23 protein-coding genes and 1 pseudogene are annotated in these 26297 nt (G+C 37.4%); 4 read left to right on the forward strand and 20 right to left on the reverse strand.

Translation table 11 applies throughout. The annotated features are described in order from the left end of the window. Positions 1-39 precede the first annotated feature (39 nt). Complete coding sequence (locus tag EV203_RS09640; protein ID WP_132040297.1) at positions 40-747, reverse strand: PP-loop family protein; 708 nt, start codon at positions 745-747, stop codon at positions 40-42. 114 nt (positions 748-861) lie between these two features. Here EV203_RS09640 and EV203_RS09645 point away from each other — a divergent pair, with 114 nt between their 5' ends. Further along, positions 862-2037 (forward strand): class I SAM-dependent rRNA methyltransferase, encoded by a 1176-nt coding sequence (locus EV203_RS09645; protein WP_011025776.1) that lies wholly within the window; start codon positions 862-864, stop codon positions 2035-2037. 65 nt (positions 2038-2102) lie between these two features. Beyond that, complete coding sequence (locus tag EV203_RS09650) at positions 2103-2336, forward strand: peptidoglycan-binding domain-containing protein (protein ID WP_132040299.1); 234 nt, start codon at positions 2103-2105, stop codon at positions 2334-2336. Here the strand turns inward: EV203_RS09650 and pyrE are convergent. The 7 genes from pyrE to pyrR all read right to left on the reverse strand — a co-directional run bounded on the left by pyrE (position 2333) and on the right by pyrR (position 8465). Then, a complete protein-coding gene (pyrE, locus tag EV203_RS09655; protein WP_132040301.1) occupies positions 2333-2905 on the reverse strand; it encodes an orotate phosphoribosyltransferase in 573 nt (190 codons plus the stop codon). The genes EV203_RS09650 and pyrE overlap by 4 nt on opposite strands. Before the next feature lie 15 nt (positions 2906-2920). Continuing rightward, positions 2921-3826: a dihydroorotate dehydrogenase gene (locus EV203_RS09660; RefSeq protein WP_011025778.1), complete on the reverse strand. Its 906-nt coding sequence runs from the start codon at positions 3824-3826 to the stop codon at positions 2921-2923. Further along, positions 3823-4554, reverse strand: a complete 732-nt coding sequence (locus tag EV203_RS09665; RefSeq protein ID WP_132040303.1) for a dihydroorotate dehydrogenase electron transfer subunit — start codon at positions 4552-4554, stop codon at positions 3823-3825. Before EV203_RS09665 ends, EV203_RS09660 begins: the two co-directional genes overlap by 4 nt. Before the next feature lie 8 nt (positions 4555-4562). Continuing rightward, positions 4563-5486: an orotidine-5'-phosphate decarboxylase gene (gene pyrF, locus EV203_RS09670; protein ID WP_132040357.1), complete on the reverse strand. Its 924-nt coding sequence runs from the start codon at positions 5484-5486 to the stop codon at positions 4563-4565. A gap of 23 nt (positions 5487-5509) precedes the next feature. Then, positions 5510-6805: a dihydroorotase gene (locus EV203_RS09675; RefSeq protein ID WP_132040305.1), complete on the reverse strand. Its 1296-nt coding sequence runs from the start codon at positions 6803-6805 to the stop codon at positions 5510-5512. A 2-nt stretch (positions 6806-6807) separates the two neighbouring features. Next, entirely contained in the window at positions 6808-7722 is a 915-nt protein-coding gene (locus EV203_RS09680; protein WP_132040307.1) for an aspartate carbamoyltransferase catalytic subunit, read from the reverse strand. Positions 7723-7928: 206 nt separating this feature from the next. Continuing rightward, complete coding sequence (pyrR, locus tag EV203_RS09685; protein ID WP_011025784.1) at positions 7929-8465, reverse strand: bifunctional pyr operon transcriptional regulator/uracil phosphoribosyltransferase PyrR; 537 nt, start codon at positions 8463-8465, stop codon at positions 7929-7931. A 215-nt stretch (positions 8466-8680) separates the two neighbouring features. Here pyrR and EV203_RS09690 point away from each other — a divergent pair, with 215 nt between their 5' ends. Beyond that, entirely contained in the window at positions 8681-9682 is a 1002-nt protein-coding gene (locus EV203_RS09690) for an AIR synthase family protein (protein WP_132040309.1), read from the forward strand. Here the strand turns inward: EV203_RS09690 and EV203_RS09695 are convergent. The 12 genes and pseudogenes from EV203_RS09695 to EV203_RS09750 form a co-directional block, all read right to left on the reverse strand. Beyond that, the gene (locus EV203_RS09695) at positions 9679-10608 is read right to left on the reverse strand and encodes an RluA family pseudouridine synthase (RefSeq protein ID WP_132040311.1); all 930 of its coding nucleotides are present in this window, start codon (positions 10606-10608) and stop codon (positions 9679-9681) included. The two genes, EV203_RS09690 and EV203_RS09695, sit on opposite strands and share 4 nt — an antisense overlap. Further along, entirely contained in the window at positions 10605-11042 is a 438-nt protein-coding gene (gene lspA / locus EV203_RS09700; RefSeq protein ID WP_043883906.1) for a signal peptidase II, read from the reverse strand. Before lspA ends, EV203_RS09695 begins: the two co-directional genes overlap by 4 nt. A gap of 100 nt (positions 11043-11142) precedes the next feature. Beyond that, positions 11143-11700, reverse strand: coding sequence for a GNAT family N-acetyltransferase (locus tag EV203_RS09705; RefSeq protein ID WP_132040313.1), 558 nt, complete (start codon positions 11698-11700; stop codon positions 11143-11145). After that, a complete protein-coding gene (locus EV203_RS09710) occupies positions 11678-11959 on the reverse strand; it encodes a nucleotidyltransferase family protein (protein ID WP_132040315.1) in 282 nt (93 codons plus the stop codon). The genes EV203_RS09705 and EV203_RS09710 overlap by 23 nt, the downstream gene beginning before the upstream one ends. A gap of 83 nt (positions 11960-12042) precedes the next feature. Beyond that, positions 12043-12717, reverse strand: coding sequence for a M48 family metallopeptidase (locus EV203_RS09715; protein ID WP_132040317.1), 675 nt, complete (start codon positions 12715-12717; stop codon positions 12043-12045). Positions 12718-12721: 4 nt separating this feature from the next. Beyond that, a complete protein-coding gene (locus tag EV203_RS09720) occupies positions 12722-15934 on the reverse strand; it encodes a type I restriction endonuclease subunit R (protein WP_132040319.1) in 3213 nt (1070 codons plus the stop codon). 211 nt (positions 15935-16145) lie between these two features. Further along, positions 16146-17604 (reverse strand): annotated as a pseudogene (locus EV203_RS09725) (IS200/IS605 family accessory protein TnpB-related protein); the annotation flags it as partial. Further along, positions 17573-18178, reverse strand: a complete 606-nt coding sequence (locus EV203_RS09730) for an IS607 family transposase (protein WP_132040323.1) — start codon at positions 18176-18178, stop codon at positions 17573-17575. The gene EV203_RS09730 and the pseudogene EV203_RS09725, both read right to left, overlap by 32 nt. Before the next feature lie 10 nt (positions 18179-18188). Then, positions 18189-18512: a nucleotidyltransferase family protein gene (locus tag EV203_RS09735; protein WP_132040325.1), complete on the reverse strand. Its 324-nt coding sequence runs from the start codon at positions 18510-18512 to the stop codon at positions 18189-18191. Then, positions 18509-19810: a restriction endonuclease subunit S gene (locus EV203_RS09740; RefSeq protein WP_207910883.1), complete on the reverse strand. Its 1302-nt coding sequence runs from the start codon at positions 19808-19810 to the stop codon at positions 18509-18511. Before EV203_RS09740 ends, EV203_RS09735 begins: the two co-directional genes overlap by 4 nt. Then, positions 19803-22244 (reverse strand): type I restriction-modification system subunit M, encoded by a 2442-nt coding sequence (locus EV203_RS09745; RefSeq protein ID WP_132040327.1) that lies wholly within the window; start codon positions 22242-22244, stop codon positions 19803-19805. The genes EV203_RS09740 and EV203_RS09745 overlap by 8 nt, the downstream gene beginning before the upstream one ends. 317 nt (positions 22245-22561) lie before the next feature. After that, positions 22562-24460 (reverse strand): alpha/beta hydrolase family protein, encoded by a 1899-nt coding sequence (locus EV203_RS09750; RefSeq protein WP_132040329.1) that lies wholly within the window; start codon positions 24458-24460, stop codon positions 22562-22564. A 190-nt stretch (positions 24461-24650) separates the two neighbouring features. Between EV203_RS09750 and EV203_RS09755 the strand changes: the two genes are divergently transcribed. Next, positions 24651-26294: a peptide ABC transporter substrate-binding protein gene (locus EV203_RS09755; RefSeq protein WP_132040331.1), complete on the forward strand. Its 1644-nt coding sequence runs from the start codon at positions 24651-24653 to the stop codon at positions 26292-26294. Positions 26295-26297: the final 3 nt, after the last annotated feature.

The raw sequence follows: 26297 nt of genomic DNA on the forward strand, positions 1-26297 counted from the left end.
AAAAAACCTGCGCAATTTTTGCACATAGCTTTTTTTTACTCAATTTTTCAATTGAAAAACATCTTTTTTTATGGCCGTAAAAATTCTCTTGCCCAATTCAGGGATTTCTTTTTCTAAATTTCTAATCAAATTCTCAATTGAGTGGCGAGTAGTATTCCCTGCCATAGGACACGGATTTTCCACAACAGGTAGGTTGTTTTTTTTCACTGCACTTCTCACTTCCTTCTCTCTCACATAAATCAAAGGCCTTATTAGTGTAATTTTAGACCTGTCCAAAAACGTGACAGGTTCAAAAGTGTGAAGTCTTCCATTGTAAAACAAATTCATCATAAAAGTAACTATCAAGTCATCATAATGATGTGCCAGAGCCACTTTGTTGCAACCCTTCTCCTTTGCAAAGTCATTCAGAGCACCTCGCCTTAGATTTGCGCATAAAGAGCAGGGATTTTTCTCTTTCCTGTAGTCAAACACGATTTTCTTTATTTCGGTATGCTTAACAAAAAAAGGAATACCCTTTTCTTCACAGAAGTTTTTTATAGGAGTGGGGTCGAAATTCTCAAACCCTAAAGATAGCATGAGTCCCATTACCTCGAACTTTATTGGATAAAATCTTTTGAGAAGATGTAATCCGTAAAGAAGCGTGATGCTGTCTTTACCTCCAGACACTCCGACAGCTATAGCATCTCCCTCCTGTATCATCTCAAAGTCCTGCACCGCTCTTCTTATTTTGCCTAGTATCTCCTGCATACTCATCACCCCTCTAAATATTAATCCTGCTTTCTTTGCCATGTCAATATACAATTGCAAAATCAAGACATCTGTGGTATAAAAAACTTATCAAAAACCGTAAGGAGAGGTGCTATGGCAGACGTAATCTTAAGAAACATGAATATAAAGCGAATATTAGATGGACATCCTTGGGTATACAGAACTGAGATAGACAGGATTGAGGGAGATTACATCCCTGGAGATATTGTAAATGTGCTCACTCATAAAAAAGAATTTATTGGAAAAGGATACATAAACTTAAAATCGATGATATCCGTGCGAATTCTCACAAGAGACCCTGAAGAGGAAATAGGCGAAGAATTTTTTAGAAGGCGAATTAAAAGAGCATGGGAATACAGAAAAAAAGTGATGGAAGATCTTAATTCGTGTCGAGTTGTATTTGGAGAAGGGGATTTTCTACCAGCATTGATTGTAGACAAATTTGGAGATTATCTTGTCATACAAACTCTTTCACTGGGTATAGACAAATACAAAGAAACGATAGTGAAACTCCTCGTAGAAATATTAAATCCCAAAGGCATATTTGAAAGAAATGATGTCAACGTGAGGGAAATTGAAGGCCTACCTCAGCAAAAAGGATTTTTATACGGAAAGTTTGACCCTGTACAGCAGTTCAAAGAAAATGGCATTAAATTTTGGGTTGATATGGAAAATGGACAGAAGACAGGTTATTTTTTGGACCAAAAAGAAAATAGAAGAGCAATTCAAAATTATGTAAAAGGGGCCGAAGTACTGGATTGTTTTAGCCATACGGGTTCTTTTGCCGTTCACGCTCTTCACTATGGAGCAAAAAGGGTAGAAATAGTGGATATATCTGAAGAAGCACTTGAAATGGCAAAAAAGAACGTAGAACTAAACGGCTATCAACAAAGGGCTGAGTTTATAAGAGAGAACGCCTTTGACCTTTTGAGAAGGTACGACAGAGAAAAGAAAAAATTTGACACAGTAATACTGGACCCTCCTGCCTTTACAAAGAGCAAAGAAACAGTTAAAGACGCTTTAAGAGGATACAAAGAGATAAACTTAAGAGCTTTAAAAATCATAAGAGAAGGGGGATTTCTCATCACCTGTTCCTGTTCTCAGCACATAAGACCCGATATGTTTTTAAATACAGTAAAAGAAGCAGCTTCTGACGCTAAAAGGACCATAAGACTTGTGGAACAAAGGACACAGGCAAAAGACCACCCAATACTGCTGGCTTCCGAAGAAACCCAATATCTTAAGTGCCTTATACTTCAGGTATTTTAAAGGAACACTCCCCTCATCTTATGCATACCCTGTAAAGAGGGAAAGTGCATAGATGAGGTGAAAAAATGGAAAGACAAGAATTGGGTTCTCGCCTTCTGTACGAAGGATTAGCAGGGTACGATGTGCTAGAACTTCAGATGATTCTTCAGAGTTTAGGCTATGACCCTGGCCCCATAGACGGCATATTTGGCCCCCGAACAAAAAAGGCCGTCATGAAATTTCAGCAAGACAACGGCCTTAAAGTAGACGGCATTGTGGGCCCTGAAACGATGAAAGTTATAAGGATGTTAGTGCCCTAAAGCTTTCTGCTTCCTGGCTTTACCAGAGGAATACCCTCTTTACAAAGAGGGCATTCCTCTTTTTCATAAGTTTTAATCTGTAACTTTACAATTGACTCAAAAGGCACACCAAAATCTATTTTCCCATCGCTTCTATCAACAATAGTTCCTACTCCTATCACTTCTCCTCCTAAAGATCTGACCAATTCTATTACCTCTTTTACAGAACCTCCTGTTGTCACTACATCTTCTACCACCAATACTCTTTCTCCTTTACTTATCTCAAATCCTCTTCTCAACTTCATAACATTGTCTTCTCTTTCCGCAAATAAAGCTCTTACACCGATTTGCCGCGCAACCTCATACGCCAATATAATGCCTCCAATCGCAGGGCCTATTACCACATCTATTCTGTATCCTTTGAACTTCTCTGCCAATTCCCTGCTAAAAATTTCACTACAGTTAGGATATTGAAATATCTTTGCACATTGAAGGTACGTATCACTGTGTTTCCCAGAACTCAGCAGAAAATGCCCTTTATTTATAACTTCTAGTTTTTCAAAAATTTCCAAAACCTTTTCTTTTTCCATTTCCAAATCCCCTCTTTAAATTTTTATACTTCCAATAATTTCATTTATGTCTTCAATTTCGTTTTCTTCCATGTACTTTTTTATTCCATCAATAATCTCAACAGTACAGTAAGGATTTACAAAATTACAAGTTCCCACTGCAATAGCTCTTGCACCTACAATTAAAAATTCCAAAGCATCTTTGTAGTTCATTATTCCTCCCATGCCTATCACAGGAATGCTCACAACTGTGACTACTTCGTACACCATTTTAAGAGCAATAGGCTTTATAGCAGGCCCGGATAGACCCCCAATTACATTCTCAAAAACAGGCCTCCTTTTATCGATGTCCACAGCCATTCCTGCCACCGTGTTAATCAAAGATATAGCATCTGCTCCTCCTTTTTCCGCAGCCTTTGCGCAAACTTTTATGTCTGTTACATTTGGGGTTAACTTCACTATGACAGTCTTACTGGTAGCCTTTCTAACCTTTCTTGTAATGTCAAAAATATCATCTGGATTTACACCAAAAGCCATTCCGCCTTTTTTCACGTTGGGGCAGGAAACGTTAATTTCAATCCCTTCTATCCCTTCAATATCAAGTTTTTCTGCCATATACACAAATTCCTCAACCGTTTCCCCAGCAATATTTACAATCACTGGAACATCGAAACTTTTCAAAAAAGGAAGTTCCCTTTCAATAAACGCATCTACTCCCGGATTTTGAAGGCCTATGCTGTTTAAAATCCCAGAAGCGGTCTCAAACAACCTGGGCGGAGGATTGCCTTCCCTTGGCTTTACAGTAAGTCCTTTTACAACTATCGCTCCTAATTTATTAAGGTCGATGTATTCACTGTACTCCCTGCCAAAACCAAAAGTTCCTGAGGCAGTAATCACAGGGTTTTTAAGCTTTATCTTTCCAATCTCAACCGATAGGTTCAAAATAGCACCTCCTCTGCCCAGAAAACCGGCCCATCTCTGCAAACTCTCTTGTAAGAAAAGCCTTTATCTTCTCTGACCTTGCACGCACATCCAAGGCAGGCCCCAATACCACAGGCCATTTTCTCTTCTAAAGAAATTTGGCATAAGACGTTTGCCTTCATCGAAATTTCCTGAAGAGCTTTTAACATGGGCTTTGGTCCACATCCGTATACTATATCCACTTCTCCTATCATTTCCTCAACTACAGAAGTTACCAATCCTTTTCTTCCCGTACTTCCTTCTTCTGTAGTCACTACAACTTCCCCTAACCCCTCAAATTTTTCCACAAGAAAAGTTTCTCTTTTAAAGCCTAGAGCGATGTACAGCTTCTGTGCCTTTACTTTCTTAGCAAGGTACAAAAGGGGAGCAATTCCTACTCCTCCGCCCACTATAAGAACTCTCTTTCCTTCCAAAATCTCAAATCCATTGCCATGAGGGCCAGTTATTTCAAGAATATCTCCCTCTTTCATCTGAGACAAATTTTTTGTGCCTTCTCCCCTTACTTGATAGAGAATTGTCATTTTCTCCTCTTCAAAGTCATTCACACTAAACGGCCTTTTTAAAAAGGTCTTTCCCTGGCAGTCTATCATTAGAAACTGCCCTGGATGAGGTTTTTTTCCTTTCCACTCAAATGTCATTTCATAGACGCTAGATGCTATTCCTCTATTGGACAATACTCTTGCCTTCATCTTCCACCTCAACTGGCAATGTATTTTCTTTTTACAAGGGCATTGTTGATCATGCCCGTCATCAAAATCACTTCTTCTCTTGCCGCCTGACCATACTCATATTCCGAATAGGCCTCTTTCCAAAAATCGCTCCTGTAGGCATATATTACACCTCTAGATGAATTTATTATCGCTCCATATCCTTCTTCATCAAAGCAATTTACTACATCCTCGGCTGTTGCCCCCTGTGCTCCATATCCTGGTACCAAAAAATAACACCGCGGCATCTCTTCTCTTAGTATTTTCGCTTCAAAAGGATATGTTGCACCTACCACAGCCCCTATGGAACTGTACCCGTATTTACCGACTGTCATTTTTGAGAGCCTGCTTATCATTTTTGCTACTTCCTGGTACACATAGCTGCCTTTTTTAGTTTCAATATCCTGTACGTCCTTTGAACTCCTATTAGAAGTCTTGACAAGGACAAATATGCCCTTGCCAAACTTCTCCACATCTTCTAAATAGGGTACCATGCTGTCCTCACCCATATAGGGATTTACAGTGATTGCATCAAACAAAGGGTTCTGAAGATACGCCTTCGAATACATTTTAGCAACGTCCTGTATATCCCCTCTTTTCACATCTGCTATCACTATAAGGCCTAGACTTTTAGCATACTCCGCAGTTCTGAAAAAAGCTTTAAAGCCCTCTATCCCATAAGCCTCATAAAAGGCAACTTGAATTTTCACAGCAGGAATAAGGTCATACACAGCATCAATTATCCCTTTGTTGAAAAGGTACATGGCTTCTGCAATTCCTTCTACCCCATTTCCCTTTCTCCTAAACGCCTCTTCTTTTATAAAATCCGGAATCATCTCAATTCGCGGGTCAAGTCCCACAACCACATGGGTTTTTTTGACCTTGACACTTTCTATCAGCCTGTCCACAAACATATTTCCCCTTCTTTCCATCAAAGTCATATCTCGACCTTTTCAAATTTCTTGTTTTTCTGATACCTTATTTGCCCTTCCACTATTGTGTATTCCACAACTCCTTTTAATTTCATCCCGTGATAAGGGGTGTTTTTGCCCTTTGACTTGAATTTTTCTTTATCCACGGTATATTCTTCATGGGGATTAACAATCACAATATCCGCAGTAGCTCCTACCCTTATTCCATTGGATATTCCCAGTATCCTTGCAGGATTCATACTCATGTAATTCACTAAGGCTTTCATAGTGATTATACCTGTCTGTACCAGAAAAGTGTTTATAACAGAAAACGCCGTTTCAAGACCTGATATTCCAAAAGGAGCCATGTCATAGGGAACTTTTTTATCGTCTTTAGTATGAGGAGCGTGGTCTGTAGCGATCGCATCTATAGTGCCGTCCTTCAACCCTTCTATCAAAGCCTCTACATCTTCCCTAGTCCTCAAGGGCGGGAAAACTTTTGTATTGGTATCGTAATTGTAGACTGCCTCATCTGTGAGGGTAAGATGGTGAGGAGTAACTTCTGCTGTTATACTTACCCCTTCCTCTTTTGCCCTTCTTATGAGCTCTACACTGCCTTTAGTGGAAACATGGGCAATGTGAAGCTTCGCACCTGTCGCCTTTGCCAGTATTATATTTCTTGCAAGCATCACTTCTTCCGCTTCCCTCGGTATTCCTTTAAGCCCCAGCATTGTAGCAATTATCCCGCTGTTCATAACTCCTTCTCCGCTCAACGTCTTGTCCTCGCAGTGAGTTATCATAAGGAGGTCATACATTTTGCCATAAGTCATAACCCTTTTCATAATTCCCGCGCTCATTATCGGGAAGCCGTCATCAGATAAAGCAACGACTCCAGCCTTTTTCAGCTTTGCCATTTCAGTTATTTCTTCGCCTTTCATCCCCTTTGTCATAGCCCCTATAGGCAGTACCTTCACTACTCCTTCTCTTTGAGCCACAGCCTTCACATACTCTACGACTACTTCGCTGTCTATAGGAGGATTGGTATTAGGCATACAGGCGACAGTAGTAAAGCCCCCTGCTGCAGCCGACTCTGTTCCTGTCTTTATGGTCTCCTTTTCCTCAAAACCCGGCTGTCTTAGGTGGGTGTGCATGTCTACAAAACCTGGAAGCACATATTTGCCTTCAGCGTCAATCACTATAGCATCGGAAACATCGATATTCTTGTCAATCCCCTTTATTATGCCGTAATTTATAAAGATGTCGGCTTTTTCTTCACCGCCAAAACCATCAATCACAATTCCATTTTTTATCACGATCCTCATTTCTAATTCCTCCTCTCACACAGAATTTTCAAAAGTGCCATCCTCACAGCCACCCCGTTTGTTACCTGCTCCTCTATTACGGAGTAACTAGCATTTGCAGCACCTGAGGTAACCTCCACATTCCTGTTGATAGGACCTGGGTGCATCAAAATAGCGTCAGGTTTTGCCAGTCTCATTCTCTCCTCATTTATTCCGAAATACTCCCTGTACTCCTCAATTGAAGGAAATAGCCCGCTTTTTTGCCTTTCCAATTGAATTCTCAATCCCATCACAACATCTGCATCCTTTATAGCCTCTTCAGCGTTATAGCAGACTTTGACCCCCATTTTCTCTATCTGAGGAGGCATTAGTGTGGAAGGTCCCGCCACTTTCACTTCTGCTCCCAATTTCTTAAGCCCCCATATGTTAGACCTTGCCACCCTGCTGTGCATAATATCACCTATTATAGCAACTTTTAATCCTTTAAAATCCCCTTTTTTCTCCTTTATAGTCATCATATCCAAAAGCGCCTGTGTTGGATGTTCATTTATGCCATCCCCTCCGTTTATGATGGAAGCATTTGTGTATTTCGCAAGAAGGTGAGGAGTTCCACTCATATTGTGCCTTGTCACTATCACATCTGCTTTCATTCTTTCAACTGTCCTTATAGTATCTATGAGGGACTCTCCCTTTACCACACTGCTGGTAGCCACCTCTATATTTCCATAATGGGCTCCTAGGTATTTGGCAGCCATTTCAAAAGACAGCCTTGTCCTTGTGCTGGGCTCGAAGAAGATTGTCACCACAGTTTTTCCTCTTAAGGCTTGGGAATACTTTTCACCGTTTAACAGCTTTTTCATCTCAAAGGCCAAATCCAGAATTTCCAGTATTTCTTCTCTTGTAAGGTCTTTAATCCCCAGAAGGTCCTTTTTGAGCATGACCTTTTCCCTCCTTTAAAAAAAGAGTAGTCCCCATTTCACAAAAAAGTGAAATGGAACTACTCTTATTTCTTAAAATATACTTTTTTGTAAAAATCAAGAATTTAATTTTAGGCACAAAAAATCCTCCCCTCGTCAAGTTTAACACTCAGGGAGAATAGATCTATATTCTCCCTTCTTAGCCTCGCTGGGCTAAATTAAAGGTGCTACTTTTCAGTTATAACTACTTTATTCACTCCATCCACTTCTTCCAGCATCACTTGAATTATCTCGCTTCTAGATGTCGGAACATTCTTCCCAACATAGTCAGGCCTTATAGGAAGTTCCCTGTGACCTCTGTCCACAAGCTCAGCAAGCTGTATTGCTTTGGGTCGCCCCAGGTCAATTATGGCATCCATTGCAGCCCTCACAGTCCTGCCTGTGTATATCACGTCGTCTACCAAAACCACTATTTTATTGGCTACATCCACTCCAATATCTTTCTTCTTTACTACAGGCTGTTCAAGGTCTGTGGTGAGGTCATCCCGATACAGCGTAATATCAAGAGACCCCACTGGAGGTTCTTTCCCTTCTATTCTAGAGATGTACCTCGCAATTCTCTTAGCTAGAGGTACTCCTCTTGTCTTAATGCCTACTAAAACTACATCCTCTATCCCTTTATTTCTTTCAACAATCTCGTGAGCTATTCTTATCAAAGCTCTATCTATAGCTTTTTCGTCCATTATCTCTGCTTTTACTCTCATCCTACAACCTCCAAAAAAACCTTCTTGCACTGGCAAGAAGGTTTCTGGTACTTCTTTTTATAAGACCTTGCCAGCCTCACAGGACTGCTTAAAGGCTTTTTTTATATATTACCACATTCTCTTCAAGTTGTCCATAGGGAATATTTAAAAAAAGCAAAAATTGTGGTAATATGAAATTGTTCGCTCTAAATATCAAGAAAAAAGGATGTGACAAAATGAAGCTAGAAATAGGGAAAATTCCTGTAGAAGTGATGAAAAGGTCCATTTTCCCTTATCTTGGCACAAAAAGAAAAGAAGTCTTAGTTCACTCCCAGTTAGGAGAAGACTCCAGCATAATCGATTTTGGTGAATACGTAGCAGTTCTTTCCACAGACCCAATTACAGCAGCAGATAAATTGAGCGGCTTTTTATCTGTCATAATATCCTGCAATGACCTTGCAGCCTGCGGCGCAGAACCTATTGGCATACTCACCACAATACTTCTTCCAGAGGGCACAGAGGAACAAATGCTTAAAAATATAATGCAGGAAATTGACAAAGCTTCTAAAATGATAGGAATTGAAGTTTTAGGAGGGCATACTGAAGTAACTCAAGCAGTAAATAAACCTGTAATAAGCACAACAGCAATTGGAATTGCTAGAAAAGGAAAATACATAACCTCAAAAGGGGCTAAAATAGGAGATGACGTAATTGTAACAAAAGCTTTGGGACTTGAAGGAACAGCAATTTTGGCAACAGATTATGAGGATTTGCTCATCAAACATTTCGGGAAAGACTTTGTCTTAAAAGCACAAAGCTTTATAAACGAAATAAGCGTAATAGAGGAGGGTCTAATAGCTTCCCAAAATGGCGCAAATGCCATGCATGATATAACAGAAGGAGGAGTGCTAGGAGCAACTTATGAAATTTCCGAAGCATCAGGACTAGGAATTGAAATATACGAAGAAAAGCTGCCTGTTCGACATGAAACAAAAGAAATATGCAATTTTTTTGGATTAAACCCGTTAAAATTAATATCCAGCGGTTCCATGTTGATCACTGCAGAAGATGGGAACAGAATAGTCAAAGCCTTATCTGAAAAAGGAATACAAGCTACAATAATAGGAAAAATTGTGAAAGAAGGAAGGTATTTGATAACTTCTTCCGGAAAAGAAAAAATTCTTCCACCTGAAAAAGACGAAATATACAGAGCAGATAAAGGCAGGGCAAAAAATTAATCCCTGTCTTTCTCTGCCCTTAAAATTTCGAGCAATCTTGTAAAATAATCGGGCAAAGGGGCTTCAAACTCCATGTACACCCCTTTTGTCGGATGAATAAACCCTAGAACTTTGGAGTGCAATGCCTGCCCTTCCAACTTAAACTTTTGTTTTTTATATCCATACACAGGGTCTCCTACGACAGGATGACCTATATAACTCAAATGCACCCTTATCTGATGAGTCCTGCCTGTCTTTATGGTCGCCTCCACAAAAGTATTGTTTTTAAATCTCTCCAAAACTTTATACAAAGTAAGTGCATACCTTCCGTCCTGGACTACAGCCATCCTCTTTCTATCAACAGGATGCCTTCCAATAGGTGCTTCAACTTTCCCTTCTTCCTCCTTTATGACTCCTTCTACAATTGCAACATATTTTTTAAGCACACTTCTTTCCTTTATCTGATTTGAAAGACTCATATGAGCTTTGTCATTTTTAGCGACAACCATGACCCCTGAAGTATCTTTATCAAGCCTGTGCACTATTCCAGGTCGCAGTATGCCGTTAATTCCTGATAAATTTTTACAATGGTAAAGAAGAGCATTCACAAGTGTACCGCTATAATTCCCTGGCGCAGGATGAACAACCATACCCTGAGGCTTATTTATCACAATTATGTCCTCATCTTCATAAAGGATATCAAGAGGTATATTCTCAGGCACCACTTCAATCTTTTCCGCTTCTTTAATATTTACTACAACTTCATCATCTTCTTTTACTTTATAACTAGGTTTTACATTTTTCCCATTTACAAGTACAAGCCCTTCTTCAATTAACTTTTTAATATATGACCTGGAATAGTCAAGCTCTGAAACAAGAAATACGTCTATTCTCTTTCCTTCGTCCTCTTTTTCTCCTAGCAAAACTATTCTGTCTACAATGTTCATCTTATCCCGCCCTTAAAAATCATAAGATATCCAAGTATAATTGCTCCCACAACAATAAAAGAATCGGCAACGTTAAAAACAGCAGGGAAAAACTTAAAATCAATAAAATCCACTACATATCCAAGTCTTACCCTATCTATGAGATTCCCTATGGCTCCCCCTAAAATCATAGCAAGCGTATAATTATACAAACTATTTTCTGGAAGCTTAATCATTGAATAAATCAAGACAATTCCCACCACCACAGTTATCACAATAAAAAATAAAGTCTTATTCTGTAACATTCCAAAAGCTGCCCCTCTATTCTCCACATAAGTCAGATGAAAAAAATGCTTTATAACTGGATAACTTCCTACAGGCATCAAATACTTTGCCGCAAGGTATTTTGTAAACTGGTCAAGAAAAACCACAAACATTACAATAGCTATAGCCAATGCCAACTCCTCCTGTTATTTGTTTGCTTAGCTTTTTATACTACACAAGTATATTATACAAAAAATCAAGGCATTTTAAAGCAATGTGCTTAAAAAGTAATTAGGCTTCCCTATTCTTTTCATACTCTCTTTTCAAAATAGAATACATCTTCATATCCCAAAATCTCCCTTTTACAAAAACTGCTTCTCTTAACACTCCTTCAAACTTCATACCCACTTTTTGCATTACCCTCTCAGAAGCAACATTTTCTACCTTACACCTTGCTTGTATTCTATTTAGATTTAATTTTTCAAAACCAAACTCTATTACTTTTCTAACAGCCTCTGTCATAATCCCTTTATTCCAATATTTTTTACCAAGCACATAACCTATTTCTCCTATCATATTTCTTCCATCAATAAATAAAAAACCACAAGTACCAATTAATTTACCATTTTCTTTTAAATACAATCCCCAATCTGATGGCTCTCCCTTTTCATACCTTAACAACAAAAGATTAATAAATTTTAAAGAATCCTCAATATTCTTATGATATTCCCACGACACATATTTTGTAACTTCCGGATCACTGGCATATTCAAACATATCTTCCGCATCTTCCAAGCTTATCTTCTTCAATATAAGCCTTGAAGTCTCAAGAACAGGCTGGTAAAACATAAATTAAATCCTCCTTTACATTATCCCAAAGCCTCTGTTTCTGCTTTACTGCTTCAAATGTGACCAAATCACCTTTCATATCCAATATTTCCTCAAGATAATCTGCAAGCTCAAAAAATTTAAGCCCTATTGGCCTTTCAAATTCAATCAAAATATCAATATCACTTACTTCTGTCTGTTCATTCCTTGCAAAAGAACCAAAAATACCCATAAATTTTACTCCGTATTTTTTCTTTAATTTCTTCTTTATGTTCCTCAAGCACCTTTTTTACTTCTTCAAGGGACTTTATAATTCTAGCCTCCATAAAAGAAATCATTTGGATTTATTTATTCGCTATTCCTTTATAAATTTAATAAGTATCCATTCTTTCTCAGCCAATCCTCATATTTTTTATAATCAGGCATAAGCACCTTTACTTTTATCCAAAAATCCTTCCCGTGATTTTTTTCTTCAAGATGTACAAGCTCGTGAACAACAACGTAATCTATTACAGAAATCGGTGCCATAATGAGCCTCCAAGAAAAGTTCAAATTGCCACTTGCAGAACAGGAACCCCATCTTTTTTGTGCATTTGTTATATTAACTCTGTTGTATTGAAAACCTCTTTTTTGAGCATACCAATTTACCCTTTCTGATATTTTTTCATAAGCAGCTTTTTTATACCAATCTATAAAAACCTCTCTTGCTCTTGGCAAAGCACCTCTTGAAAGATAAAACCCATTTTCAAATTTAAGAGGCACATCCTGATTTTCTACTACATACAACTTATAATACTTGCCAAGATATAGAAAACCTTCCCCATTAACAAATTCTTTTTGCAAAGCTTTAGGATCTCTTGTCTCTATCTCTTTCTTTCTCTTCTCAATCCATTTCTTATGCTTTTGAATAACACTCCAAATAGTTTTTTCATCTACATCAAAAGGCGCTTTAACAATAAGTGTAGCATTATCTGTCATTTGTAAAGCTATAGTGTTTCTTCTTGAGCGTATTATCTTTTCAATTTTAATGTCCACCATACCATCACTTCCTAAAATGATGATAAGCTAGTTCTAGCAGTCTTTGAGCTATTTCATTTCTTCTACTGAATATTATATTTGGAATTGAATTACTGGTAACATATACCTCTTCATCTTCCTTTACACTTTCATAATTATTTTGGGAAGCAGAGGGAGAAATTTTTTCAAGTAAATGTGAAATGATATAACTCTTGAGTCGTTTTTGTTTACTCAAACTTTCCCAAAAATCCACTGTTTGTGTTTCCCTACTTATTAATTCTATAATGTCTCTTGTCAAGCTAACAAGAAAATCTATTTCTCTATCAGAAAGTTCAGTTACAGGTTTGTTCCCAAATATTTTGTCTTTTAATAAACCAAAAAACGGCATTTCTTTCTTTGGATCGAACCCGTAAGTTTCTTCTGCCTCTCTTCCTTTCTTTAATTCTTCTCTCATTTTTTCTAATTCAATACACTGCACATCCCAATTTTCTTTGTATTGTTCAAGAAGCCTTTTCAATCTATCTGAAAACCTCTCATAAAATTCTGGATCTTCTTCCCAATGTTCATCAATATACTCAATAATTGCACTCTGAAGTTCTTGAGCTCTTGCTTTGCTTGAGTTTTTATGAAGTTTTTCAAGAAATTTATCTTCAAGAAGCGGAGTAGGTGGTATTTTAGGATCTACACCTTGAGAAATCAGATATTCTTCAACAATTTCTCTTATTTTGTTACTTGCGTCCTTTACACTGAGCTTACTATCTCTGTATCTATTTCTTGCAGACTCTTTTATGAAGGCAAGAATTTTTAAATCAGTAACATATTTTAAGGCTGCTGGGTCTGGGAGAACTTCATCCATAGAGCGATTAAATTTTCTTACAAGATTTATAAACTCATTTCTAACTTGCTCATCAAGAAGAATATCAATACATTCATCTACATTCTGGCGCCAGTTTTTGATGCCATATTTTTCAAAAAACTCTTCAATAAGATTGTGAACATACCTAAGCTCATCAATGCTCTTTGCTTTGTTCTTTACAACCTCTGAAATTTCCTCAATATCCTCATCTGTGTAAATAGCCAGTGCCTCTTTTAAATGTTTCAAAACACCTACATAATCAACAACAAAACCACAAGACTTATTTTTGTATACTCTATTCACTCTTGCAATAGCTTGTAGCAAGTTATGTCCTTTAATCACATTGTCAAGATACATAACCTGCTCCATAGGTGCATCAAAACCAGTTATTAGCATATTTTGAACAACCAAAATACCCACATTACCGCTGATACCATTTTCATCCACCTTGTCAAATGGAAGCTTAAAACTTTTGATTATCCTTTCGTGCTCATTGGGGTCAGTATAAGGATGATACTCAGGTGGGTCATTCTGAGCTCCTGAAATAACCACACCAACCTCTAACTTTTTCAATGTTTCTAAATCTATTTTTGAATTATTTTCTTTTTCTAACTCAGAAATTTTTTCTTTGAGAGCCTCTTCAAGTGCTTTTTTATATCTTATTGCAGCAAGACGTGATACTGTAACAACTTGAGCTTTAAATCCATTTGGAAATATATGGGTTATATAGTGCTGTATCATATCTCTTGCTTTGTCACGGATAACTTCTTCAGCTTCAAGATATGCTCTCCATGTGAATCTTCCCATTATCATTCTTTTTGTATTTTTGTCAGCATCTTTGAAAACATCTTCAAACTTTGCATTTGCTGCCTCTTCGTCTGAAAGCTCTGCGCTATGTACTCTTCCTTCATATACAATCTCAACAGTCACACCATCTTCAACTGCCTGCTTTATGCTGTACTTGTCTATGTAATCGCCAAATGTCATCTCGGTCTTTTCTATAGGTGTACCTGTAAATGCTATTTTTGTTGCATTTGGAAGAGCTTTTCTTAAATTTGCACCCAGCAGCTTGTATTGGGTTCTGTGTGCTTCATCTATCATTATTAGAATATTAAGTGATGTATTGAGGACAGGAAATTCTCCTTTTAATTCCCTCTCTTGAAATTTATGAACCATAGCCATAACAAGTTCGGGTGTGTCAGTTTTTAAAAGTTCTTTAAGCTCCTGAATGCTTCTTGCTAACTTAACAGTAAATCCAACACTTCTTGATGTTTCATTTAACTGCTTTTCAAGATCCCTTCTATCTGTGACAAAAACAACTTTGTAGTTTCCAAACTCAGGATTGTGATAAAGTTCTCGAACCATAAACATCATTGTCAAAGATTTACCAGAGCCTTGTGTATGCCAAACAATTCCTCCTCTTTCCTCTGGTGTCTTGCCCTCTTTTAACCTTTTTATCATCTTCTTTACTGCTCTAAATTGCTGATATCTTGCAACAACCTTTATCATTTTGCTCTTTGGATCTTCTTTAAAGATGGTGAATGTGTGAAGCAAATCAAGAAGGTTTTCTTTTGAAAGCATCCCATGGATCAAAACCTGCTGGCTTGTTACATTTCCATCTGGATTTACGTCTGACAGTGAAAAAGGATAAGGGTCTTTCCACTCAACAAAGTGCTCATACTCTGAGGTTATTGTGCCATACTTTGCAACCTGATTGGATGTAGCTACTAAGAATAAGTTGTACCAAAAAAGCTTTTCATTTCCCTCAATTGCGCCACGTCTGTTACAATAGCGCATAAGCTGAGTAATTGCTTCAGAAATTGGGTCAGCAATGGCTGGAGATTTGCATTCAACCACCACAAGAGGCAAACCATTCACAAAAAGGACTAAATCGGGAACAATATGTTTTTCAGTTCCCGTTATATTCACTTTAAACTGTGATATAGCAATGAATGAATTATTGTCCGGATTTTTAAAATCAATAAACTTAACAGTTGGGCTTTTTTCTCCTGTTTTTCTATTTTCAGAAACTGAGGTGTTCTCTAAAAGCAAGTCGTGGATTTCTTTATTTGCCTCTAAAAGAGAGTTAGCTTGTGGTGTTGTAATTCTTCGAACAACTTCACTTATTTGGTCATCTTCTATCCATGGGTTTATTCTCTTTAAAGACTCCCTTAAAACTCCCTCAAGGATTACTTCATTAAAACTTTCTCTGAATTTTTGGTTTTTACCATATTCAGGTTCTAATGAAGAAGTGAACGATATTATTTCTTTTGTATCCTCAGGGTTATCTTTGTTTTGTCTATAAATCTTCCATCCAAGCCTTTGAAGGTGAAAGAGGAATGAATTTTCAACATAATGTTCTTCGTCAAGTTTGTAAAACATTTTTAACTCTCCTTTTCAAGAAGGAATTTTACTGCCTTTTCAAGTTCCGGCAGCTTCTTTTTGATAACCTGGTCAACCAAACTGTGCAAAACTGCACAGTATTGGCGGCTGGGGTATTTGTAATCCGCCTTTCAGGCTTTCCCAGCCCCAGCAGGCGGTATTTGGAAAAGCCATAGCCCCTGTCCCAAGAAACAGGAACTCGCGCCCTCTCAGGTCTTCCCCACTTGCCCTGAAATCAATACCGATTTCAGGACAGACATGTCACGCAACACCCTGTCAGGGGAAAGTGGCGTTACCACCGCTACCCTGAGAACTCGCCAGAGATTGTGGTTTTTGCCACGACTACCCGCACTTGTTCCATCCAGAGGCACGGATAGCCTCCCTGGCTCACCCCCAGAGCTTTGTAATATCCCTATCACCCTATCTATCTCTCTGAGTTGCTTTCTCCTCAGATGTTTGTTTTTGACTACCTTCCTCACATACTCTTTTAGCTCTTCCAGGTTGTTTACATCAAGCTTACTGAGAAGTAGCATATAATTGTGCGGTACCCTTTCTCTCAAGCCAAGTCCTCTTCGCGCTATTACATACGCTGCAGCTACATCCTTTGTCACCATAAACTGCGGTGCATACTTTAAAATTCCTATCACAGAAGTGTATGCAGGGTCTACTTCTATAACCTCTATCCCTTCTCGCTTTGCTAAAAGTTTTACCTTCTCCAAAAGTGACCTGTACCCAAAATAGTGTCTTATCCGTCTTGATTTTCTGCCTGAAAAGTCTCCTCTTCTGCCCCTGTCCTGTATGCTAAGGCTCTCAATCACTATGGCTTTTTGCTTCTCTTTCGCCATTCGTACTATCATGTGTGCATACTGCCACCTGTAATACTCCCTTTTTTCAAAGCTCCCACTCTCAAGCTCTGGCATTGGTATCGCACCATATCCCAGAAACTGTCCGTGCTCATCCATTTCTACCCATGCAATATTCTTTGGATATGCGTTAGTGTCTATCCCTATAACCCCATTCGCTTTTGTTATTGCAGGCTGTGGGAAAACTTCTTCAATTGCAAAGTAGGCATATACTACACCACTTTTAAGTTTCAGCTGGACAGAGTAGGGTTCTCCAGAAGTACTTATCGCCTGCAGCAGTTGATTCCTGTCTGTGTACGTTCCGTCTTTCATCTTCCATCCAGGCTGTATTCTCGCATATACGTACTCCCTTTCTCCTACGTTGATTCTAAGTCTTGTACAATCTTCATCTGTCTCAATCCTTGTATTGAGATTCCCCTTCTTGCTCCTGTCTCCTCTTGAGTACAGATTCCCCTTCCTTTTCTCCTGCCACTCCCGTTGTAGTTTCCTATATACCTTGCCGTTTATGTGTCGCCTCTTTAGTTTTTCAAAAAGCTGCCTACCACCAAAAATGACCTTTTCAGGATTTTCTCCTCTTTCTTTGCATGAGGTCAAAATGCTCTTTGCTTTCATTATTGCATCATCAACGTATCGGGAATTTAGATTAAAAATTCCTTGCAGCTCTCTTTTGAGTTCATTTCTTTTATGCCCTTCAAGTAACCTCTTGTATGCATACCTCATGCATGATGACCATCTTCTCATAAGGTCCAGGACTTTTTGCTTATCTTGGCTGCTGTCAAAAGTTAGCTTGGCTTGAACTGTTACCATGCTCTTTGGCACCTCTTTGCCCATAAATCCTTGCTGCAAAAGATGTTACTATTGCTATTAAGTCCTCTGCCAGTTCTCTGTTAATTTCTTCTTCGTTTTCTCTGCCATTTAACACTACAAGTTCTACCCCAAAACTCTCCATGAAAAACTTAAGATATTCAAATCCAAACCTTGCAAGTCTGTCAGGATACTCCACTACAACTTTTTCAACTTCTCCTCTCTTAATCTTGTTCAAAAGTTTCAACAGTCCCCTTCTGTTCTCGTTTATTCCACTTGCTATCTCAAATATAGTCTCATACTGCCACCCCTGAGAATTGGCATATTCTTCAAGTCTTCTAATTTGGTTTTTAAGGTACTCTTCTTGCTTTTTTGTTGATACCCTTGCATACAAAACAACGGTTGGCTTTGGTTTTTCTTCTATCATACCCAGTAGTTTTTCTATATCTTCTTTTTTATACCTTCTTCTACCCTTTGGGGTTCTAACAGGGGTAATTAACCCCTCTTTCTCCCAGTTTATAAGTGTCCTTCGACTGATTGAGTATATTTCTTTTACTTTTTGCATACTTAATAACACCCATCATCACCTAATTAAAATTATACTCTTTTGCATAACTATTTTCAACTGTTGCAACCTCCTCCATTATGAAAGGCTTTAGACGTGGATTTATAGCTGATTTAATCACAAGGTCAACCTTTTTACCAAAAAGTTCTTCAAGGTAGAATTTCAAATTCATATAATTATCGAAAGTTTTGTAACCCTCTTTAAAATCAACAATGATATCTACATCACTATCTTTTCTTTGTTCGCCTCTTGCATAGGAGCCAAAGATAGCAATTTCAATTACTCCGAACTTTTCCACTAAATAATTTTTTCGTTCTTGTAGAATTACTTGTATATCACTGTTCATTTTTCTTCCTCCTCAATAAGGTGGTTTACCCTGACTTTGCCTGTTAGCAAATCTTCCATTAAGCCTTTTTTGATTCTTTCAAGTTTTTCCTTATAGGCTTGCTCTTTCTCTATGACTTCATCTATTTGAGATAAAATTGAAGCTATGCGTTGTTGTTCGGGAAGAGGTGGAAGAGGAATTAAAATTTCCTTAAAGGTTTCTCTCGTAATTGTATTAAATACATTTCCATATGCTAATGATAAAAATGAAGTAATAAAATGTTTTAAAGCATAATATAGGAAATCATTGGAGAGCTTCATTTTATCTTTTGCATCAAGGCCGTAGCATGACTGATTGAAAGCCATATCCGCCCCAAGTTGTGCTAACACACCTACAGTACCGCGTGCAGATATTATCAACATACCTTTTTTAAGTAGCTTTGTTGCACTTTGCTTTAAACCTAATTCAGTTATGTATTTTGAACTTGAGAAAACCCATCTTTTGCCTATATTAAAATCTTCTACAGATAGCCAAGGTATACTTCCATTCCAAAACTCGGGCCTTGCTGTGCTTGGAGTTCCTCCATTAATTAAGTTGACATGTCCGTAGACATCCACCACTTCCCACTCCTCTGGAATCCTCCCAAGCGGTGAGTCCTTGAATTTATCAATATTCTCATCTCTCAACCTCCACCTCTCACTTTCACCCTCACCCTCATTTACCACTCCCTTAGTAAGCAAATCTTGCATCAAACCTTGCTTTATGCGTTTATACTTTTCTATAATAGCGTCAGTTTTTTCAATTGCATTATCAATTGTCTCAAGTATTTCTGCGATTTTACGTTGTTCGGGAAGAGGGGGAAGTAGAAAAGATAATTTATTCACAAAAACATTGGGCCTTACTTCTAATATTGTAGTTTGATTTGCGAGTCTTAATAGTTCATTCTTTTTGGTTGTTAGAACAAAATAAAGAAATAAGTTAAAAACTTCGTCATTTTTTAGCTCCATTCCTGCTATCCCCTGTTTAGTTGCAAGATCAACCTCTGCAATTCCAACCACTCCAATTGTTGCTCCAAAAGACAATATGATACTTCCCTTTCTCCATATTTTAGCATTTGAGTGTTTGAGTCCTTTTTTAGTTAATTTTTCCTTGGTATCGTAAATCCTTTTCTTAATATCCTCTATAACCACCCAAGGAATATCACCATCGAAATTAGTTTTATCTGAACGAGGAGGAGTTCCACCATCTCCTATTCGTTCTATAACCTCCCCTAACCTTACTCTTTTCCATCCATCAGGCAATTTAACATTTTCACTCATAGCAATATCCCAGCCTTTGTAAAAATTCCTCCAATTTTTTGATTTCTTCACCTCTTTCAGCTTTCAAGTCTTGCAAAGAAACTTTGTATTTATCCCAAAGCTTTTCAAAAATCTTTATCAGTTCTTTTTTCTCTGCATTTAAGTACTTTTCAAGTTGATTGCTAATTAATTCAAAGAACTTTTCGAGCAAAAGCTCTTTTGCTTCTTCTTCGGTAATAGATTCAATCTTTTCATCAATCTTATTTTCAATTTCCTTTTGCTTTCTGCCTATCTCACTTCTCACCTTTTTAATTTCCTTTTCTTTTTGAGCAATATTTTCTAACAAATCTTCCCATTTTCTTGCTTCCCTTCTTGCAGCCTCGCTGTCTTTTGATCTTAAATCTTTAACCAAGTCCTTCAGAAACTCTTTGACCTTGCTTGCAGTTTTATCTCCCTGCTGCTCTTCATCCCAATCTTCAACCTCTTCTAAAAGCTCACTTAAATCTGCTTCAAGTTCTGCAAGCCTGCTTTCAAGTTCTTCAATCTCTTCTACATCTTCTTTAAAATATTTTTCCTTAATCCTTTCTCTTTCAACCAAATTCCTATTCCAACCAGCAGAAACTATACTTTTAAAATCATAAACAAGTTCTTCCCACCAATTTGCAAATATGCCCGCTATTTTGAACTCATCAAACGTTCCAATTGGCAAGAGACTTTCTTTCAACTTTTTCAAAGCTTCATTTCTAAACTTCCAAAGATTATTTCTGCCAAAAAACTGTTCAATTTCAGGCTTTATACTTTGCCACCAATCCAAAAGTTTTTCCCTGTGTTTTGTTATGGTAATTTTTACTTCTTCAGAGTTTTCAATTAACTCTCTAATTTGATTCTTATCGGTAATGTCTTTCTTAAATTCTAAATAGTCTGCACTTTTCTCTGTTAGTAAAATATCATAACTCAACTTAAATTTTTTAAATTGTTCTGCATAAAGTGATACTTCTTTTTTGGGTATACCACCAAAAAGATGTGCATGAACATCTTCAATTTCTGGATCTGGAGAATTATCCACATACCGTCTGATATTTAGGTTAAAATCATTTTCTTCTATTTCTTTTATATCAACTAGCCTTGAGTATTTAGGTATTTCTTTTTTCTCCTCAAATACTGTGACTATTTTTTCTATATCCTCCGGTCTTAAAAAGTTTTGATTTCTACCTTCTCCGTATTCTCTATCTGCATTTATGAACAAAATCTTATTTTTTAAATGTTCTGGCTTGTTTTTATTAATCACAATAATACAAGCTGGTATTCCAGTGTTGTAGAAAAGCTTCGGCGGCAGTCCTATTATTGCCTCAATTAGATCATCTCTTACAATCCCTTCCCTTATAACCTTTTCCTGTCCACCTCTGAACAAAACTCCATGGGGCATAACTGTTGCCATTACTCCGTCATCTTTCAGGCTTGCAATCATGTGCTGCAAAAACATAAGGTCTGCCTTTTTCCCATTCTCAGGAGTAAAGCCATATTTAAATCTTTCTTCAAACTGCATATTTGCGCGGGTATAGTTTTCTGAAAAAGGTGGATTGGCTAATATTCTATCAAACCTTTTTATGTACCCATTTTCCAAAAACATGGGAGTTGTCAACACATCTTCATTTTCTATGTGTGCGTCATTAATGCCGTGCAAAATCATATTCATTTTGCATATAGACCATGTCAAACCGTTGAGTTCTTGTCCATAAAGAGCTAAGTTTCTTGGGTTTTGTCCTTGTTCCTCAATATAGTGGAATGCCTCAATCAAAAAACCACCAGAGCCAACAGTTGGGTCATAAATTGACATGCCCTCACGGGGCTTAACTAACCTTACCATCAATTTTTTAACATGTGATGGTGTGTAAAATTCTCCTCCTTTTTTACCAGCTGAATCGGCAAATTCCTTTAGCAAATACTCATAAGCAGCACCAAGCAGATCAGGAAATTCAAAGTTTGAAGGTGTTAGTTTATACTTGTTGAAATGGTTAATAAGGTCAATAAGTTGCTGATCTTTGAGTCGGGTTTTTCCCTTTACTGCGTTAAAATCTATGTGTTTCAAAACTCCATCAAGCTCTGAATTTGCTTCCTCTAAAGCGCTCAGAGCTTTATTTAGCTGATTTCCAACATCTTCTTTTAATTTCAAAATATTTCCCCATCTTGCCTTTTCAGGGACAAAAAAGGCATCACCATAAGAACTTGGATCTTCTAAAAGCTCTTGAAGTTGCTTTTCAGAAAATCCCATAGTTTTAAATCTATCTCTTAATTCCTGCCTTTTTTCTTCAAAAACATCTGATGTATATTTTAGAAAAAGCATACCAAATATGTATTCTTTATACTCAGAGGCATCCATCTTACCTCTGAGTATATCAGCAGCTTTAAAGAGGTGGGTTTCAAGTTGCCTTAAAGTTATCTTGTTGTTATTCATGATTGTACCTCCCGAACTTAAGTCAATCAATATTCCTTCCCCTAAGTTTAATCTTTACATATTTTATCAATTGCCCGCTTCCCTGTAAAGAACTTTTCTCTACTCTCGACTAAAACAAGCTACGCTACTAATCTCTTTTTCATTTATTCTTTTTCGTTTATAATAAAAGGTAAAGCTTTTTAAATACCCCTTGGTCATAGGCAGGAATATCCATTTTATCTATTCCTGTAATGATTGGCCTTCTACCTTCATAACATATTTCTACAAAAAAAGAAAAAATCCTCCAAGAGAACACAATTTAAAAGCCCATTAATAACTCAACTTCTCTCCCATTCATCTTCCCTTTTCAAAATCCCCTCCACATCGAAACCTTCTTCATATCTCTTGAGTTTTCTTTCAAAAAATTCCATAAATAGTTTATACCTTTTTGCCCTGTGACGAGGAGTTCCATCAAGGCTGTGCCCGTGAGCTCCTTTTTTGAAGATAGCTATATAGGCTTCTTTGCCAAGGCTTTTGAGCACGTGATAAAACATTACGCTCTGGTCAAGGGGACATCTGTAGTCTTCTAAACTATGAATCAAAAGAAGTGGGGCTTCGACATTTTTGGCGTAAAAAATGGGGCTTAATTTCCTATAATTTTCATTTTCAAGTGGATTATCCCCAATGACTTCTCTGTCAAACCATAATCCTATGTCAGAAAAAGCGTAACTCGTAAGCCAGTAACTTATGCCATTTTCACTTATGCCAGCTTTAAAAAGCTTGCTCTGAGTCAAAGCCCAATTAGTCATAAACCCACCATAGCTTATACCCGTAATTCCAACTCTTTCTCTATCAGCGTTTGGTTCTAATTCAAAGAATTTTTCTACCCCATTTAGTATGTCTTGAAAATCTTCTAGCCCTGTTCTTTCGAGCACTCTCAATGCGAAATCTTCGCTGTAGCCATTACTCCCTCTAGGATTTACAAATACCACATAATATCCTCTATTCGCCATAAGTTGAAATTCGTATTTAAAGTAATACCCGTACATCCCCTTTGGACCGCCATGAACAAAAACCAAAACCGGAGCCTTTTGCCCTTCTTCTATTTCAGGTTTAATGTACCATCCATCCAATTCTAAATCAAGACTTTTGTATTTAAAATTGTTATATGGCTTCACATCAAGCTCATCAACTACTAGCTTATTGTAATCTGTCAACTGCTCAAGCCTTTCATCCCATACATAGAGTTCCTTTGGCATAATATCAGTCTCTTTAGTGAAAACCACTTTCCCGTCTCCGCTAACGTCAAATTCTCCTACCCATGAGTTATCTTCTGAAATAGAAGCCAATTCTCTTCTCCTCAGCTTATAAAGACTTATTCTCCCTTCTTTTGCCATAGTAAAGTATACATTTCCCTTTTCATCTAACTTCCCCTGTCCGTTATTGTACACAAGATGTTCTGTCAAAGGGATAACCTTTCTCCCGTCCCACAGATAGTGAAAATCATGTTCGCTGTCTTTTTCTTTCCTGGGTTTACCGTAAAGTAGCACCACTTCTCCGTTAGAATCTACAGCAGTATACGAAACATCCTCAAACAGTTTCTCTCTTTTTCCCTTCTCGTAAACGTATATGTCAAAAAGTCCAAAAAACTGGGGAACATTGTCCACCTTTTTAGGAACATTATAGATTACTCTATCTCCATGCCAGATAGCAGTAGAAAATTTTTCTGCAGAAAACTCATCAAGAATTACTCCACCTTCCACATCTACTACCAAAAAAATTGTTTTCTCTTTGCTAAAAAATCCTTTATCATCAAACCAGACAGGAACCTCATCTTCAAATATGAGGTCTTCATCTTCCATTTTTTTAATCCCTGTTATCAAAATTCTTCTGTCATCTTTATTCCACGTTATATCCAAAACATCCTTTAACTCCAAAATCTTCCTTTCACTCATGGAATTTAAATCGCATAAAAATATCTCGTTAACATCCTTATCCCTATGCTTTCTTACAAAAATCATTTTCCTCCCCGTAGGAGAAAAGCGCGGCATCGTGGCATTTTCAATAAAACTCCTGCTTCCCTTTTCTTCTACAACAATGGTATGTTTGTATTCATTATTCTTCAAATCTGCCTTTGTGAGGACATAAGCTATTTTTAATCCATCCCTTGAAATTCTCGGGTCTTTTAGATAGGCAAATTTCGTAAAAGTACTCTCGTCCCATTTAATTTTGCTCATTCAAATCCCCTCCTGACATATATATTTCTACATTTTCTCAGAAAATCCTCTATTTTTGTAGGTAAAATTACGCTTTAGTACTCTAATTTTGTAATTCCATAAATTTTTTAAGTAAGCAAAAAACTTCTGTTGTACAGTTATGAAAAAGAGAGTAAAATTAGTATTAAAAACAAAAGGGAGATAAAATCTTATGAAAATCAAGGTTCTTGCAGCTTTTGTATCATTACTTTTTATCATCTCTACCGTATTAGGGGGGTGCAGCAGTCAACCAACCAAAACTGCTTCCTCTCCTGAAACGGAAAAGCAAATTCTAAGAATAAACTTAGGAGAGGAACCTCCTCGGTTAGACCCTCAAACTTCTACTGACGGAGTCTCTTTTCAAGTTTTAAATGCCGTGCTGGAAGGCCTTGTAAGGCTTGGGCCAGATGAAAAACCTCAGAAGGGTTCAGGTCTTGCAAAAGATTGGAAAATTTCTGAAGATGGGCTCACCTATACTTTTTATCTAAAAGATAATATATACTGGAGCGATGGCAATCCTATAACCGCTTACGACTTTGAATACTCATGGAAAAGAGCGTTAGACCCAAAAACTGCTTCAGATTATGCCTATATAATGTTTCCAATAAAAAATGCTGAAAAATTTAATGCTGGCGAAGTATCAGCTGATGAGGTAGGAATAAAGGCTTTGGATGAAAAAACTTTAGAAGTACAGCTTGAAGAGCCAACCCCTTATTTCTTAAGTTTGACAGCCTTCATAACATACCTTCCCTTGGAAAAATCTTTTGTAGAAAAGGTTGGCGATAAAATAGCCACAACTCCTGATACTTTGGTTTACAGCGGTCCCTTCATCATAAAAGAGTGGAACCACGAACAGAATATAATTCTTGTGAAAAATGATAAATACTGGGATAAGGACAATGTAAAATTAGATGAAATTCATATGGACATGATAAAAGACATGAACACTGTAGTCCAAAATTTTGATAATGGACAATATGATATAATCACTGTAACCGGAGATTTTGTAGAAAGATACAAAAACAATCCCAATGCTGAATTACAAATATATCCCAATGGTTTTACTTATTTTTTAGCCTTCAATACAAAAAATCCTGTTTTCAAAAATGCCAATATAAGAAAAGCATTCGGCCTTTCAATTGACAGAAAACAGCTTACAGAAAATGTATTAAAAGACGGGTCAATTCCTGCTTATGGATTTGTACCCTACGGAATACCGGGCAAAAATGAGGAATTTAGAAAAGAAGTGGGCAATTTGTTCACAGAAGACCCTGTAAAAGCTAAAGAACTTCTCCAAAAGGGAATGAACGAATTAGGCATAACTTCTTTGCCTAAAATAACCTTGCTGGCAGATGATACAGAAGTAGCTAAAAGAGAATCCCAGGCAATACAGGAATTCTGGAAAAAGAACTTGGGTGTCAATGTTGAAATACAAAATGTGCCTTTCAAAATCAGGCTTCAAATGTACAAACAAGGAGACTTTGACGTAGTCCTCACGCGATGGGGAGCAGACTACAACGACCCAATGACCTTCATGGACCTATGGTTAAGTGAAATCAGCGGGGAACCTAACAGAATATTTTACTCAAATCCCGAATACGACAAGTTAATACTGGAAGCCAAAAAGAGCAATGACAACAATCTGCGCATGGACAACATGAAAAAAGCAGAACAAATACTAATGGAAGATATGCCTATATCACCTCTTTTCTTCTCAGCAACAGCTTATGTACAGCAAAAATATGTGAAAGGCGTAGTAAGGCACGCTGTAGGAGTAGACAATGACTGGAAATGGACTTATATAGAAAAGCATTGAAAA

Origin of the sequence: Caldanaerobacter subterraneus (assembly GCF_004345675.1) — a bacterium.
GTDB lineage: Bacteria > Bacillota > Thermoanaerobacteria > Thermoanaerobacterales > Thermoanaerobacteraceae > Thermoanaerobacter > Thermoanaerobacter subterraneus.

Coding starts and splice junctions, on each gene's coding strand:
- EV203_RS09640 (WP_132040297.1), bottom strand. CDS start 747: ATGCAGGAGATACTAGGCAAAATAAGAAGAGCGGTGCAGGACTTTGAG.
- EV203_RS09705 (WP_132040313.1), bottom strand. CDS start 11,700: ATGTTTTACCAGCCTGTTCTTGAGACTTCAAGGCTTATATTGAAGAAG.
- EV203_RS09680 (WP_132040307.1), bottom strand. CDS start 7,722: ATGCTCAAAAAGGACCTTCTGGGGATTAAAGACCTTACAAGAGAAGAA.
- EV203_RS09750 (WP_132040329.1), bottom strand. CDS start 24,460: ATGAGCAAAATTAAATGGGACGAGAGTACTTTTACGAAATTTGCCTAT.
- EV203_RS09675 (WP_132040305.1), bottom strand. CDS start 6,805: ATGAGGATCGTGATAAAAAATGGAATTGTGATTGATGGTTTTGGCGGT.
- EV203_RS09715 (WP_132040317.1), bottom strand. CDS start 12,717: ATGGTGGACATTAAAATTGAAAAGATAATACGCTCAAGAAGAAACACT.
- pyrF (WP_132040357.1), bottom strand. CDS start 5,486: ATGTTTGTGGACAGGCTGATAGAAAGTGTCAAGGTCAAAAAAACCCAT.
- pyrE (WP_132040301.1), bottom strand. CDS start 2,905: ATGGAAAAAGAAAAGGTTTTGGAAATTTTTGAAAAACTAGAAGTTATA.
- EV203_RS09690 (WP_132040309.1), top strand. CDS start 8,681: ATGAAGCTAGAAATAGGGAAAATTCCTGTAGAAGTGATGAAAAGGTCC.
- EV203_RS09735 (WP_132040325.1), bottom strand. CDS start 18,512: ATGAACAGTGATATACAAGTAATTCTACAAGAACGAAAAAATTATTTA.
- EV203_RS09645 (WP_011025776.1), top strand. CDS start 862: ATGGCAGACGTAATCTTAAGAAACATGAATATAAAGCGAATATTAGAT.
- pyrR (WP_011025784.1), bottom strand. CDS start 8,465: ATGAGAGTAAAAGCAGAGATAATGGACGAAAAAGCTATAGATAGAGCT.
- EV203_RS09720 (WP_132040319.1), bottom strand. CDS start 15,934: ATGTTTTACAAACTTGACGAAGAACATTATGTTGAAAATTCATTCCTC.
- EV203_RS09665 (WP_132040303.1), bottom strand. CDS start 4,554: ATGAAGGCAAGAGTATTGTCCAATAGAGGAATAGCATCTAGCGTCTAT.
- EV203_RS09755 (WP_132040331.1), top strand. CDS start 24,651: ATGAAAATCAAGGTTCTTGCAGCTTTTGTATCATTACTTTTTATCATC.
- EV203_RS09650 (WP_132040299.1), top strand. CDS start 2,103: ATGGAAAGACAAGAATTGGGTTCTCGCCTTCTGTACGAAGGATTAGCA.
- EV203_RS09740 (WP_207910883.1), bottom strand. CDS start 19,810: ATGAGTGAAAATGTTAAATTGCCTGATGGATGGAAAAGAGTAAGGTTA.
- EV203_RS09745 (WP_132040327.1), bottom strand. CDS start 22,244: ATGAATAACAACAAGATAACTTTAAGGCAACTTGAAACCCACCTCTTT.
- EV203_RS09695 (WP_132040311.1), bottom strand. CDS start 10,608: ATGAACATTGTAGACAGAATAGTTTTGCTAGGAGAAAAAGAGGACGAA.